8 protein-coding genes are annotated in these 15,637 nt (G+C 34.6%); 2 read left to right on the forward strand and 6 right to left on the reverse strand.

What is annotated here, in order from left to right; translation table 11 throughout:
• Both UIB65_RS08935 and UIB65_RS08940 read right to left on the reverse strand, forming a co-directional pair.
• The coding region (locus tag UIB65_RS08935; RefSeq protein ID WP_330041039.1) for a hypothetical protein at positions 1-315 on the reverse strand (315 nt) is incomplete at its 3' end.
• A gap of 5 nt (positions 316-320) precedes the next feature.
• Positions 321-536, reverse strand: a complete 216-nt coding sequence (locus tag UIB65_RS08940; protein WP_330041041.1) for a hypothetical protein — start codon at positions 534-536, stop codon at positions 321-323.
• Between the two features lie 533 nt (positions 537-1,069).
• Here UIB65_RS08940 and UIB65_RS08945 point away from each other — a divergent pair.
• Together UIB65_RS08945 and UIB65_RS08950 are read left to right on the forward strand one after the other, a co-directional pair.
• Entirely contained in the window at positions 1,070-1,759 is a 690-nt protein-coding gene (locus tag UIB65_RS08945; protein WP_330041043.1) for a hypothetical protein, read from the forward strand.
• A gap of 231 nt (positions 1,760-1,990) precedes the next feature.
• Complete coding sequence (locus UIB65_RS08950) at positions 1,991-2,689, forward strand: thymidylate synthase (protein WP_330041044.1); 699 nt, start codon at positions 1,991-1,993, stop codon at positions 2,687-2,689.
• A gap of 9 nt (positions 2,690-2,698) precedes the next feature.
• On the opposite strand, the gene UIB65_RS08955 is transcribed toward UIB65_RS08950, so the two are convergent.
• The 4 genes from UIB65_RS08955 to UIB65_RS08970 all read right to left on the reverse strand — a co-directional run.
• The gene (locus UIB65_RS08955) at positions 2,699-4,195 is read right to left on the reverse strand and encodes a hypothetical protein (RefSeq protein ID WP_330041045.1); all 1,497 of its coding nucleotides are present in this window, start codon (positions 4,193-4,195) and stop codon (positions 2,699-2,701) included.
• Positions 4,177-8,109, reverse strand: a complete 3,933-nt coding sequence (locus UIB65_RS08960; protein ID WP_330041046.1) for a C1 family peptidase — start codon at positions 8,107-8,109, stop codon at positions 4,177-4,179. The genes UIB65_RS08955 and UIB65_RS08960 overlap by 19 nt, the downstream gene beginning before the upstream one ends.
• A 12-nt stretch (positions 8,110-8,121) precedes the next feature.
• Complete coding sequence (locus UIB65_RS08965) at positions 8,122-11,880, reverse strand: C1 family peptidase (RefSeq protein WP_330041047.1); 3,759 nt, start codon at positions 11,878-11,880, stop codon at positions 8,122-8,124.
• Positions 11,881-12,056: 176 nt separating this feature from the next.
• Positions 12,057-15,637 (reverse strand): CARDB domain-containing protein (locus UIB65_RS08970; protein WP_330041048.1); only part of this gene is annotated, 3,581 nt, incomplete at its 5' end.

Below are 15,637 nucleotides of genomic sequence, written 5' to 3' on the forward strand. Positions count from 1 at the left end.
ACCCAACTCCTTATCTTTCTGACCTAATTCCTTAACCTTCTGACCCAACTCCTTATCTTTCTGACCTAATTCCTTAACCTTCTGACCCAATTCCTTATCTTTAGCTTCTATTTCTTCATCTTTTTTATCTAGCACATCACCAAACTCATCATATACAAGTTCATGAAGCTCACTTTCGAATTGTCCCATTTTAAGATCCCTCAACAATTTATTTTGTTTTTTGATATTGTTTACATGTTTTAATACCATTGCTCCAAGAATTACTCCAACATCCATTTTTAGAACCTTATCATTGATTATAGCATTATTAAACAATTTTATCAATGTTTCGATAACCTGCAAAATATGTTTCTTGGAAATGAATTTAGAAACAAAAGATTAATCAACAAATCATTATCGGTCAAATAATATTCATCTGCCCTCCCAATATCCATATTTGGAAAAACCACTTCCTGAGGCAACCTTGTCTTAAAGTTACCCGGCAAACCCAAATATTGATGCTGACGTTTAGCTTGGGCCATTGACAAATATTTCATAGTTCTATCATTTAAATGATATATATCAGTTCCATACAATTTTAAAATCTCCTTAAAAATTTTAAATTTCTAGAAATTATAATTAAAATACTGTCAGATATTAAAATCTATCAAATCAAAAATATATAAAGTTATCTCATTTAAAAAAGCAATTTTAAGCATCGTTCATAATTTTGCATGCTCAAATCAATATTCAAATAGCCCAACAATTTTGATTTTAATTAAAAAAACACCTTCTAAAAATAGATTATATTTAAATATAATTGATTTTACATCATAAAAAATAAAATAAACTAAATATTGTCATCAAATACAAGAAAAAAGATATATGCAATGAAAACAAATACTAAACTGTAAAGATTCATCCTCAGATCTTTACAAAATATGTCATGTAGAAACTCTAAAACAACTATATTCGTTTGTGAATTAACTCCCTTGAAGTGAATAGGGCCAGCGACACCGACCCTATTCACAATATTTCACCAAAAACATATTATGCCAAACAAACATAATATCAACCAAAGGTGAAAACTTTGGAAAAGAACACTAAAATAATCATTATTATTGCACTACTTTTGATAGTCGGAATCGCAGCATATTTTGTGGCGACATACAATTACAACAACATTGAATATACAACCATTGGAAATACAGCTATTGGAACTGTTGAAAAAGGCATTTCCGGAAATTCAAGCGCCAATACCACCATTGCATTGATTACAGGAATCCATCCAAGAGAAAAACTTTCAATAGGACCTGAAATTGAAGCAGCAAAGCAATTCGGAAACAACAACATTAAAATTATCCACTACAAGGTAACCGTAACCGACAGTCCCGACGATTATGAAACAGGAAGGGCAAATGGCGAAAGTCTCGTTCATGACTACGTAAATCCAGACGTGACAAATTCCGATGCAGATGCAGTCATCATCAGCCATTCCCACAATGCAGACTACGGCGAAGGATTCTATGTTGCAACACCCGAAATGGACAATGCATCCGTGAAAATAGCTCAAAGGATAGGCAATGAAAGTGACTTCAATTATTATCCCGTTACAGGAAATGAAAGCTACAAGTCCACATCCGCCGTTCTGGTTTCAAAACCAATAGCACAGGCAGGATATCCAACTTTTGTATATGAAATTCCAGAAGACATATCCGAGCATACCGCAACAGACAAAACCAAACAGCTTTTTAAAATGATTTCAGACATCATATCCTAAACTTTTTAACTGGCAAATGCTTGAAAATTCATTTGATTAAAATGATACTTATTTTATAATTTTGAAAATACTTAATCATTTTATTAATTTAAACACTGTGGCCATTATAAAATGATTGTTTAAAATCCCTAATGTAATGAACTCACAGAAATTATAGAGTTTAATCGGAAAATAGAAATTATTTATATAATGTCCAATAAAAATTTAACCAATTAAAGGAGCTATTTTATTATGTTAACTATCAATAAATGTTACCTTGATTTTGTTGATAAAATCTTAAAACAAGGAAAAGAAACTTATAAAGACTCAAATCACCATTTAATCGAAAGTTTGGGTAATTTTTATATAATTGACGACCCTTTTGACTTGAAATTCAGAGCCAAATATCAGCATTATACACCGGAGATGCTATTGTCAGACATCAAGGCAGGAAAATATGATATGGAAGGCTGTCCAATCAAAAGCGATGCACTATACGAATATGTAAAATCAGCGGAAAATCCCGATGACCAGGGTTTTGTATACACCTATCCAAATCGTATCTATGCCCATTTTGACGTTGACCAGTTCAACACAATGAAAGAAAGGATTTTGACTGCAACTGGATCAAACAGGGCTGTGGCAGTTACAATTGACCCTCAACTTGATGCGGACAGGGAAGATATCCCATGCCTGCAATTCCTTCAGTGCCTTGTTCGTGACAACGAATTGACAATCCACTGCATTTTCAGAAGTAACGATATTTTCGGTGCTTTCTACTCAAACATGTTTTTCATAGCATATCTAGGTTTGAAAATGAAAGAAGAAGTGAACAAGGAAACCATCGGTGAAAAACTAAACTTTGGTGGAGTACATTACCACTCAACATCAGGCCATATCTATAATACTGATTTAAAAGCGGCCCGAAACTTAATCAAAGTTAATAAATAAGGTTTTTCCTTATTTTTTAACTGTTATCTTATTTGTATTTTTCATGCTACCGTAAGAAGTAGTGATTGTGAATTTTCCTATTTTTGAATTGACTTTTATTTTGAATGCTGCAATGCCCTTTGCATTTGTTTTAACGTTATATGTCTTGCCCTTAAATTTGACTGTGATTTTCTTGTTTTTCAGTATTTTACCGTTTGAATTCAATAGCTTAACATTGAATTTGAGAATTTTACCTTTTTTGACAGCCATATCCTTGGTAATCAAAGTTGGTTTGATGGTTATCTTATTTGATACCTTAAATCCTTTATACATGGCGGAAACTGTGTAGGTTTTTGGATTTGCAGAAATTTTTAAAGAAGCATATCCGTTGGAATCTGTGTTTCTGTAATATGTTTTTCCGTTGAATATGATTGTTACCTTTACATTTCTTGCAACATTGCCGTGATCATCATAAGCCCTGACCTTATAATACTTGTCTGCGCCGAAATACATTGTAAATCCTGAGGCTGTTAAACGTGATGCAACTTTGATTGTCTGATTTTTAACTTCACCCGTCTCAAGATTGGAGACCTGAACCAGATAGCTGCCCGGATTCAAAAGAACCTCAGCACGACCAATACCGTCAGATACCAATACATCATAATAATTACCACCTAAACGAATTAAAACCTTGCCTGACAGATTGTTTCCAGACTTGTCAAGGAAACGAGCCTTGAAAGTAGATCCGTATGTGAAAACATCAATGTCTGAAAGTTCAATACTTGACCTGACAGTCAGATTGTTCCTAACTGAATATCCTTTATACCCACATGCAATCTCATGAACTCCAAGTGGCAAATTGAGAGCAATTGAAGCATGACCCTCATCATCAGTCAAACTAACGTAAGTTTGACCACCAATGTCAAAGACTACGGGAACATTAGCTGCATTTTCACCATTATCACCCAATACGCGAACCTTATAAACCACAGGAGAACCATAATACACAATTAAATCCTTATTTTCCAAAATCCTTTCCAAAACACTGACAGTCTGATTTTTAACCTCACCGGTCACAGGATTGGAGACGTCAACCAGATAGCTGCCCGGATTCAAAAAGACATCAACACAACCAACACCATCATGCACCAAAACCTCATATTTGACGCCATCAATGACAATATCCGCAACACCAGACAAACTATTACCAGAATTATCAAGGAAACGAGCACTAAAAGTAGAATTGTATGTGAAAACATCAATATCTGAAAGTTCGACAGTCGATTTGACAGTCAAAGTATTCCTGACAGAATATCCCATATATTCAGATGAAATCTCATAAACGCCAAGAGGCAAATTGAGAGCTAAAGAAACATAACTTTCATCATCAGTCAAACTAACGTAAGTTTCACCGCCAATCTTAAAAGCAACAGGAACTTTGAGTGCATTATCGCCGTGGTCATCCAATACACGAACCTTATAAACCACAGGAGAACCGTAATAAACAGTCAAATCCTCATTTTCCAAATCCTTTCCAAAACACTGACAGTCTGATTTTTAACCTCACCTGTTTCAAGATTACAAACCTCAACCAAATAGCTGCCCGGATTCAAAAAGACATCAACACAACCAACACCATCACACACCAAAACCTCATGCCTAACGCCGCCGATGACAATATCCGCAACACCGGACAAATTATTGCCTAACTTATCAAGGAAATAAGCCTTAAAAGTAGAATTGTATGTGAAAACATCAATATCCGAAAGTTCGACAGTCGATTTGACAGTCAAAGTATTCCTGACAGAATATCCCATATATTCAGATGAAATCTCATAAACGCCAGGCTGCAAATTAAGATCCACGTAAGCATAGCCTTCACTATCAGTCAAATTAACGTAAGTTTCACCACCAATGTAAAAGACTACGGAAACATCGGATGCATTTTCACCATTATCACCCAATACGCGAACCTTATAAACCATAGGAGAACCATAATGCACAGTCAAATCCTCATTTTCCAAAATCCTTTCCAAAACACTGACAGTCTGATTTTTAACCTCACCTGTTTCAAGATTACAAACCTCAACCAGATAACTGCCCGGATTCAAAAAGACATCAACACAACCAACACCATCACACACCAAAACCTCATGCCTGACACCATCAATAATAATATCCGCAACACCGGACAAATTATTGCCTAACTTATCAAGGAAATAAGCCTTAAAAGTAGAATTATATGTGAAAACATCAATATCCGAAAGTTCAATGCTTGACATTACTGTGACATTGCAAATTGCAGTTGAATTCAGATACATCTTTGTTGTGTCGAACTCCACAATCAATGAATAGTTGCCAACCGCCAAATCGGAATCTATATCTATTAACCCGTTTTCATCTGTTGTTGTTAGATAGGTCTTGTTGTTTAATATGTAACGAATTGTTTTGTTTGCAAGCATTTGTGAGTTTTCGTCCATCAGTCTAAATCTGAATGAATTTCCGCTTCCGAATATCACCTGTGAGTTAATCAGTTCAATATTGGTTTTCAGCTGATTGATTGTGAAGTTTGAAATGATATCTGATGCATCGTAAACATCACTTTGAAGCTCTACCTTAATATCATTCAATCCTACACTCAGATTTTCGACTTTAAGAGTGACCGTACCGTTTTTGGATTTTATGACATGCTGACTGCCGGAAACTGTAATGACCACTGTTTCATTAATCGGCCTTGAGAAGTTGATTTGTATCTCGGCACTGTCCAAAACAGTAGAGATATTCCAATCCATATTCACCATACATTTACTTAAAAGAACACTAATGGAATTTGATGAAGAGATAAAACCTACACCATTATATTGAAGAGAAATATTATTTAAGCCGATATCAAGAGATTTTGTAAGTTTTGCTATACCATCATCTACATCAACTATATGATTAATTCCATTTATGTTGAAAACCACCTTGCCCCCATGGACAATTCTGCCGTACTGATTCAAAACTTTTGCAGTGATATTTAACTCACCGAATTCATCAACCGCTATTTTAAAGGTCAATGTTGTGTTGACCTTATCTAAAATTGTGAATGCCTTTATGCATGCCACCTGTGAATTGTAATAATGGCCAGGATAGTCTCCAACGAGATCATAAAAGTCAAACCACTTATTTCCATCAATACTGACAAAGGAAATATTTTCATAATAAACTTTGCTGACCAGACTTACCGCTTCAGAAATCGGAACTCCCACATCGCCGTTAACGACCATTTTAAAGACAGCTTCAAAGACATCTCCCTCATGGATAGCTATAAGGTCATTCAGTTCAATTGTGCGATATCCCGGAGTGGAAAAGCCCTCTTGAGTTGAAACTAAATTATCATTAACATAAATTGAAAGTGTCCAGTCAGTATCACTGCAGAAATATGTTGACACTGCTGCCAAATACTCATCGCCTGTTGAAACGAACCGGTTTTTATACCAGACAGTATTGGTGGCAATGTAAAAGTAATCAGTCTTTCCTGAAATGTCATACTGATAGTTCTTATCGAATTTTAATGTATCATTGAATAAAAATGTGAATCCCGCATCGAATACACCTACTCTCAAACAGGTAGTGTCATAATAGGAAACATAGAAATATCCTTTATTTCCCCAGGTATTGGACCAGCTATTCTTACAAATCCATGCACCCTTGTCCGGAGCGCCTGAAACCTTAAAATCATCATCCCAACCTACAATACATATTGCATGGTTGGATGCCTGGCCACTTCCGCAGTACTGAACATACTGTTTGGTGGTAGAGTCATATTTTGGAGTCATGTAAATCGGGGAATATAATCCCCCATAATCCATTATTGCTTTTTTGACTGCATCATTGTCTGTGAAATTATTACGTTTTAAATATATGATGTTTTGAACATGAGTAATTGAATTTAAAATAGGTGACAAAGTTGACTGACCGTCGTATGAATCATTTACGGCCAAAACTGGTCCCAGCCAGCTTGCAAGATATCCGACACCCATATCGACATATCCTCCATCATTGGTGTTCATATCCCATCCGAAATCAGAATACAATGCCATTAAATTTTTCATATTCTCTTCTGAGAAATCATAATTTCCCCCATTTGCATTTAAAATGCATGATTCAAGTGAAGCAAGAGTAGCAAATGCCCAGCAATTGCCCCCATCCTGCTGATCCTTAACATTCAAATTGTTTAAGAGGAATTGGCTAGGAAATTGCCCAGTGTAAGATGAATTATGTAAAAATAAGGTATAATTTCCATTTGAAACAAATAAATCAAGAGTTGAAGAGTTATAAAAATCATTATTGTTCAATGCATGGTTGTTTTTATAATCCACTGCGCTCAGGAATAAAGCGTTGTTTAAAATTGAATAAAGGATTGCTCTGCCTGATGCATTATTATTTTCAAAGGTTGTGTTTGCAACAGAAACATTACCGCATCGTCCGACATATAACCCAGCACCATTGACAGCACTGTTATTATTGAAACTAGCATTGTTAACAGCCATATTTCCTAAAACCTGATAAATTGCACCGCCATCATATCTGGCTGAATTATTAAACAAATAAATATTTTCCAAATTGGAATTGGTTTTAAGCAAAGCCAATGCCCCTCCAAAGGTTGCGCTTGAATTTGCAATATTTAACATGTTGGCTTCAAAGCTTGCAGAATTGAGATATATCGCACCTCCTGCATCATTGGAAGATCTTGATTTGATAAATGTGGAATTTCTAATTTTGATTCTGGAATTTGATTCTCCTGCTATTGCCCCACCATAGTTATAGGCCAAATTGTTGATAAATAATGTGTTTTCAATGTCTAAAAAACCTCCATTCATATAAATAGCCCCACCATACTGGGCAAAATTATCAATAAAAGTACAATTATTCAGATAAATAGCATCTGAACTTTTTGAAGAATATATTGCACCACCATAAGAATTTCCATAAGAACCTACAGATTTTGCAACGGAATTTTTAAAAACAACATTTGATGCATTGATTACATCTGCAACGGAAAATTGTGCATTGGAAAATGTAATGTTTTTGAAAATGAGATTTGATCCACAATTAACAGACCCTTTGCATACGATATGAGTTTGGCTAACGTCACTGCCTATGAATGAAACATTATTCCTTATTTTTGAAGAAGTGAAACTATATTCTCCGTTTGCAAAATGAAGAACGTAATTTTCCTTAACCCTCGCCTCAGTCAAATATTTAAATGGACTGTCTAAAGTACCATTACCCTCTTCAGTGGCATTCGAATCGAAATAATATTCGTTAATCTGCACGTTAGCATCTGAAGTATCGTTTGCAGCAACTGCATCGCTTTGCAAATCATTTGCAAAACAAACTGGAATTAACATGATGAAAACAAGTAGAATTATCATCAAATTAATCTTCTTGAACATAATTTCACTAGATTATTTTTTAACAGTTATTTTATTCATTACACTAGCAGTTCCGTAGCTAGTCTTAATATTATATTTGCCTACCTTATAATTAACCTTAATCTTTAATGTGGCAATGCCTTTTGAATTTGTCTTGACTTTATAGGTTTTGCCTTTGAATTTAATTGTGACTTTCTTATTTTTCAGTATCTTACCTGCAGAATTCAACAGCTTTACGTTGAATTTGAGAACCTTGCCCTTTTTGACAGCTTTGTCCTTAGTGATTAAAACAGTTTTGATGGTTATTTTATTTGAAACCTTGAAATTCATATATGTTGCTGTTATCTTATAAGTGCCCACTTTTGCGGATATCTTTAGTTTTGCATAGCCACTTGAATTTGTCTTAACTTTATATGTTTTGCCATTGAAAGTGAATACCACTTCCACACCTTTTGCAACATTTCCATTGTCATCATATGCACGTACCTGATAATATTTGCCGGCACCATAATACATTACAATATTCACATTTCCAGAGAGGCGAGAAACCACCTTAATCTTCTGGGATTTAATCTCACCGCTAGCCAAATTATTAATTTTAACATCATAATTTCCGTTTTTAAGATTGATATTATAGTTTAAAACACCATTGGAATCAGTATATACAGCATATTTACTTGAACCGATTGTTATTTCAACCGCACTGTTTTTCAATAACTTTCCGTTACTGTCCTTTAAAGTAACAATATATTTAGAATTTAAAGTATATTTAACTGCGGAAGGCAAGGATATGGTAGATAAAATGGAAACGTTTCTTGTTAGAGTCATATCATCAAAAGATACATCAACAGTATAGTTGCCTACTTTCAAATTCAAATTAACAGAAGCAATACCATTCTTTTCTGTTACTCCAATATATTCATCATTGTTTATTTTGAATAGAACTGATCTGCCGCTTACCGGATTGTCATACCTATCTGTCAATTTGGCAGAGTAAACAATATGTCCGTAGAAGTGAACAAAATCATCAGCATACAAATAAACTCCATCAACATTGGCTGTAATGTTGGATGAATTGCTGTTATAGCCTGTTCCATAAAAAGTAGCTGCAATCATATTATCATTAGGGTTTTTAAACTTATACTGTAAAGTAGCCACCCCGTTTACAATATCAACTGGAATGCTTTTGTTTTCAATGCTGAAAATTACTTTTCCTGCATTAACCTGATTTCCATACTCACCATAAACGCGAGCTTCGATGATAGCAGGATTGTAATCGTCCACAAGCCTCAATTCAACATGGGAATTAATTTTATCAAAGACTGTGAATGCCTTAATGCATGCTACCTGAGATGCATAGGTATGGTCAGGATAAGTCCATTCCAAATCATATAAATCTTTCCATGTCTTGCCGTCGTAACTTATGAATGAAATATCCTCTGTGTAGAATTCGCTGTTCAGGGAAACTGCCTCTGAAATAGGCACTGCAGCTTCACTGTCAACTGTTATCTTAAACATCACTTCAAAAAGATCTCCCTTTTTAAGTGGAATCAGCTGGCCCAGGTCAATGGTTTTATAGCTTACCCCTGCAACACCTGACTTTTTTAATTTCAAAATGCCGTTGACATAAACTGACAAATCCCAATTAGTATTCTTTTGGAAATATGTTGAAACGGCTGCAAGATACTCATCATCGGTTGCAACAAACCTATTCTTGTACCATACTTTGCTTGATGAATTAATGAAGAAATCAGTCCATCCTGGAATGTCATACTGATAATTCTTATCAAGCTTAAGTGTATCATTTAAAACGAATGTGTAAGTTGATAGAGGCTTGTTAATCTGAGCACATTTAGTATCATAATAGGAAACATAATAGAAACCCCCATCTCCACCTTTGGTTCCCCAGCTATTTTTAATAATCCATGCCCCATTGCCGGCAGGCTTGTTTTTGAAGTTGTCACGTGAATAATTGTCATCCCAACCTACAATGGTTATTGCATGATTTGCATTATTGGAACCTGAATAGTAATAATTTTTATCTGTTAAATAAGAACTTGACCAGTAGATACTTGTTGCAACAGCACCATACTCCATCAATGCTTTTTTAATTTCATCATTGTTTGTATAATTGGTTCTAGTCAGATAAACAATATTTTGAATATGGAACAATCCAGTTAGAATTGGTGACAATTCTGAATAGGGATTGTAGACATCATCACTTTCACTAACAGGTCCATACCATCCTGCAAGGTATCCAGTACCCATCTTATCATATCCTCCAATGTTGGTTTCCATAGGCCATCCATAGCTGGAATAGCTGGACATTAGATTTTTCATGTTTTCTTCAGAAAGGTCATAGGATTTTCCGCTGGCTTTCAGAATGCATGATTCAAGAGAACCTAATGTCGCAAAAGCCCAGCAGTTTCCACCGTTTCCCTGGGCTTTGACTGGAGTCACATAACCCAAATCCCTTAAGTTATAATAGGAAGGAAGATTTCCTACATAAGATGAATTATAATTAAGTAAAGAGTAATTTCCATTGCCTATAAATAAATTATGGGATTTTGATTCAAAAACATCATTGCCAATGAAAGAATTGTTTAAAGCTTCATCGTAAATTGAATCATAATAGAATTCACTTCCAACAGTGTAGACTGCACCTGCCATGTTCAATGCGGCATTGCCAATGAAATTATTGGAACGTATTATGAAATTTTCAACATCATCAACATACATTGCCCCACCATTTCTTGCAGAATTATTGGTCAATATTGAGTCAACTATTGAAAATGAATTGAATAATGCATAAATTGCTCCGCCGTCATATTTTGCACGATTATTTTTTCCAACAAAATTTGACAATGTTAAATTTGAGTCAAGAGAAACTATTGCTCCTCCAAAAGTGGATGAGCAGTTAGCTACTTCCAAGTAATCAGCTTTTAAATAAGAATTCTTAAGATAGATTGCACCGGCAGCATCTTCTTTGGAATATCCGTCCCATATTCTTGTATTTTCAATCAGAACATGTGCATCATTTTCAATTCTTATGGAACCACCTGTCAAGTCTGTGGCATAATTACCCATAAACAGTGAATTAAAAATATTTAAACGCCCATTGTTGACATAGATTGCTCCTCCACCAGAAGCATAGTTATTGGCAAATAATGTGTCATTTATTGTTAAATTGCCTCCCCTAAGGGATATTGCACCACCATATGAAGAGGTAGAACTTTGATAATTATTAGAAAAGGTACAATTGTTTAATGTGACCTTAGATGTTTTAGATGAAGAGAGTATAGCACCCTGATATGCATCCTTAAAAATCGTATTTGAGGCTGTAAAATCTCCAGTATTCTCTATTCTACAGTTTATTAAAGTCAAATTAAGAATAGTCAGTGCGCTTGAAGATGAAAATCCATAATCTCCACGATTATACTCAATAGATGTATTTGAAGGATTGCTTCCAATCATAATCAGATTCTTTGCAGAAATCTGACTATTCAGTTCATAACTTCCGTTTGCAAAATAAACCTTGGAATTGTCGACAATACGATCGCTTTTCAAATCCCTATATGGGTTAAACTGTGACCCGTCACCAGTGTCATTTTCTACACTTGAATCAAAATAAATTTCAAAATATGAAACATCCTTATTGGAAATAGAGACTACATTGTCTTGAATTGAATTAACGCTTGCAAGAGCTGTTTCATTATCGCCTGCAAATGCCATCGGCATCACTAGAAATATGCAAAAAATTGACAGCAATGCAACAAGTTTAATTTTTTTCAAACTATTTCCTCCTTTAAAACAATTTAACAACACAAAAATGTTAAAATGTATAGATTACAGTTATTTATAATATTTATAATATAAAAAGATGTTGCAAAAATAGGGTTTTAAAAAGTATTGAAAAAAATATTTAAAAAAAATAGTAGAGGGAGTAGAAACTCCCTAAAGTTTTAATTTTAGTGTTTACGTCTTCTTAATTTTATAATAGCCATAATTGCCAATAACAATAAAATTATTGGATTACCAGTAGCGTGCATAGTTGCAGGTTCGCTAACAGGTTTGTGTTTAACTGTTTCATTTTCCGGAGTAGGCTCTGGACGAGGTTCTGGACGAGGCTCAGGCTTAGGATGAGGTCTTGGATGAGGTTTAGTTTTATTAACCACTTCTACATCAACATCATCACCGATTTCATCAGTCATGTTTGATCCTGCAACAACAGAATTTATTACAGAACCTTCTTTAGTAGCGTAGAAGACCATTTCAAAGCTTGCACTTTCACCAACACCTAAAACACCAGAGTAGATAAATTTATTACCCACTTTGGTCCATCCTTCACCTTTGAAGCTGTCGTATTTCAATCCTTCAGGGAAATGTTCGATTACATAAACATTGCCTAAATCACAGCCGCCGACATTTGTTACGGTGACTTTGATAGTTACCTTTTCTCCTACATCAACGGTTGATTTGTCAATCTCCTGTTTCAATTCAAGTTTAGGTTCAACAACTACAGTAGTGTTATTTGAATAAGCACCACTGGTTAAATCTGAATTAGCAATTACTTCCGGAGTAAATATGCCCACAGCAGTAGTTGTGAAGTATAATGTGTAATTAGCAGATTCTCCAGGTTTTAAAATACCTGAATAACTGAACTTATTACCATCTTGAGTCCACGCACCACTAGGAGCACCTAAAATTCCACTAGTTAATTTATTCCACATATCTCCATCATAACCGTTGTATATTAAACCTTCTGGGAAGTTGTTTAGAGTGTAAACACCAGTCAACTCGCAGTCACCAATATTTGTAACAACAACAGTGAAACTAACTTCTTGTCCAACTAAAGCACGTGGATTATTTGATATTTCACGTACAGTCAATGCAGGAGTGTATACAATAACACTAGCATTTGAAGCTGAAGTTGAAGTTTGATCGGAACCTGCAGTAGCTTCATTTGTAAATTTACCGCTTCCAGTTGTATTCACGACAATTGTCAATTCAACAGTTTCACCAACAGCTAAAGAACCATCATAATGGAACTTGGTTCCATCATAAGCCCAATTAGTGCCGATGAAATGGTCGTAAATTAAACCAGTTGGTATTTTATCTTCAACAAAGACACCTGTAAGCACCATATCACCATCATTAGTCACTTTAATTGTGAAAGTAGTTTGGTTACCTGAATATACATACTCGTTACCTGAAGTTTTAATAATGGATAATTTAGGATCAAATACTCTGACAGTAACATCTGATTCAACTATAGTTGCGTTTTCATTTGAATAAACTGAAACGACATTTGTAAGATTACCGGTTGATACAGCTTTTGCTTTAATTGTAATGACTTTGGATTCATCACTTTCTAATAATGCAATAGTAGTATTTAAATCTCCACTTATTATTTGTAAACCACTTGGCAGGATATCTTCCACTACAACATTTGTAGCATTGGAAGGACCGTTATTGGTTACAGTAATTGTAAATGTGATTTCACCACCTATTGTGCTAATTTTCACGTCAGCGATTTTAACAACAGTTAAGTTAACTACAGGAGTTACTTTTACAGTTGCTGTACTGTTTTTAATAGTTGATTCCTCACTACAGTTAGTATGTGCAACATTATCAAATGTACCATTAGTCAATACACGGACAACAATCCATACAGAATATGTGTCTTCACTAGCAATTCTGGAAACATTCCAAGTAACAGTATTACCAGACAACTTATAACCAGCACTAGCATCAACAAACTCAAATGCACTGTCCAATTCATCAATAATATGAACACCAGTAGCATTAGCAGTTCCATGATTTTTAACAGAAATTGTAAAGTTAACAAGACCATTTACAGCAACATCAGTTGCATTAGCAATCTTATTAATTTTTAAATCTGTTTCATAGGAACTAACACTCACATTTGAAGTTTTAACAGTATCATTTTGATCACAAGTCACCTCAACACTATTCACGAATGTACCAGTCTTATTAGTTTTAACCACAATAGTGATTACTTCTGATTTTCCACTTTCTAAAACTGGAATAATAGTAGTTAAATTACCACTAACTAACTCAAATCCATCAGTATCAAGAATATCACGAACTGTGATATTAGTAGCACTAGACGGACCATTATTAGTCACAATAATTGTGAAAGTAACATTATCACCAACTAAAGCATCATCAGTATTCACCATTTTCACAACAGTTAAATTAACCACAGGAATCACTTTAACAGACACATTACCACCTTTAACAGTAGCATTTTCATTTGATGTTACATTAACCACATTAGTCAAAGTACCATTAGTCACAGCCTTAAGAGTAATAGCAAATACATAAGACTCACCAGCCTCAATCAACGGAACAGTTAACAAACCAGTAGCACTATCATAACCAGTAGCATTAGACCCAACAAATTCAAATCCAGCAGGAACAACATCAGTAATTCTAACACCAGTAGCATTAGACGGACCATTATTAGTAACATTAACAGTAAAGACAACCTCACCATTAACATCAACAACAGACACATCAGCAGACTTAACAACAGTCAAATTAACCACAGGAGCAACATTAACAGTTGAAGTAGTATTTTTAACAGTGTCTTCCTCACTACAGTTAGTATGAGCAACGTTATCAAATGTACCATTGGTTATTACGCGAACTACAATCCATACAGAGTATGAAGTCTCATTAGCCAATTTAGGAACATTCCAAGTAACGGTTTGACCGTTTCTTGTGTAGCCTGCACTAGCGTCAACAAACTCAAATGCACTGTTTAATTCATCAATAATGTGAACATTAGTAGCATTTGACTTGCCATGATTTTTAACAGAGATAGTAAAGTTAACAAGATCACCTACGTAAACATCTGAGACATTTGCAGTCTTATTAATCTTCATATCTGTTTCATAAACATACACACTAGCATTAGCAGATTTAACAGTATTATTCTGGTCACAGGTAACATTTACATAATTCATATAAGTACCTTTAGCAGTTGTTCTGACCTGAATAGTAATGTTAGTAGAATTACCGCTTTCCAAAAATCCAATGACAGTCTCATATTTATCACCAAGTATTTTTAAACCTTTATCAGGAATATCTATAACCTTAATGTTGGTAGCATTAGACGGACCATTATTGGTTACAATAATAGTATAAGTAATAACATCACCAATTGTAGCATCATCATCACCCTCAACAACTTTCACAACAGTTAAATTAACCACAGGAGTAACATTAACTGAAACATTATCTGATTTAACAGTAACATTCTCATTTGATGTTACATTAACCACATTAGTTAAATTACCATCAACAATCGCCTTAAGAGTAATAGTAAATACATAAGACTCACCAGCCTTAATCAACGGAACAACTAACAAACCAGTAGCACTATCATAACCAGTAGCATTAGACCCAACAAACTCAAATCCAACAGGAACAACATCAGTAATTCTAACACCAGTAGCATTAGACGGACCATTATTAGTAACATTAACAGTAAAGACAACCTCACCATTAACATCAACAACAG

Source organism: Methanobrevibacter sp. (assembly GCF_036307625.1).
In the GTDB taxonomy this organism is placed as follows: domain Archaea; phylum Methanobacteriota; class Methanobacteria; order Methanobacteriales; family Methanobacteriaceae; genus Methanocatella.

Bases quoted from the DNA above. Each gene is read 5' to 3' on its own strand.
- UIB65_RS08950 (WP_330041044.1), top strand. From the start codon at position 1,991: ATGTTAACTATCAATAAATGTTACCTTGATTTTGTTGATAAAATCTTA.
- UIB65_RS08960 (WP_330041046.1), bottom strand. From the start codon at position 8,109: ATGTTCAAGAAGATTAATTTGATGATAATTCTACTTGTTTTCATCATG.
- UIB65_RS08940 (WP_330041041.1), bottom strand. From the start codon at position 536: ATGAAATATTTGTCAATGGCCCAAGCTAAACGTCAGCATCAATATTTG.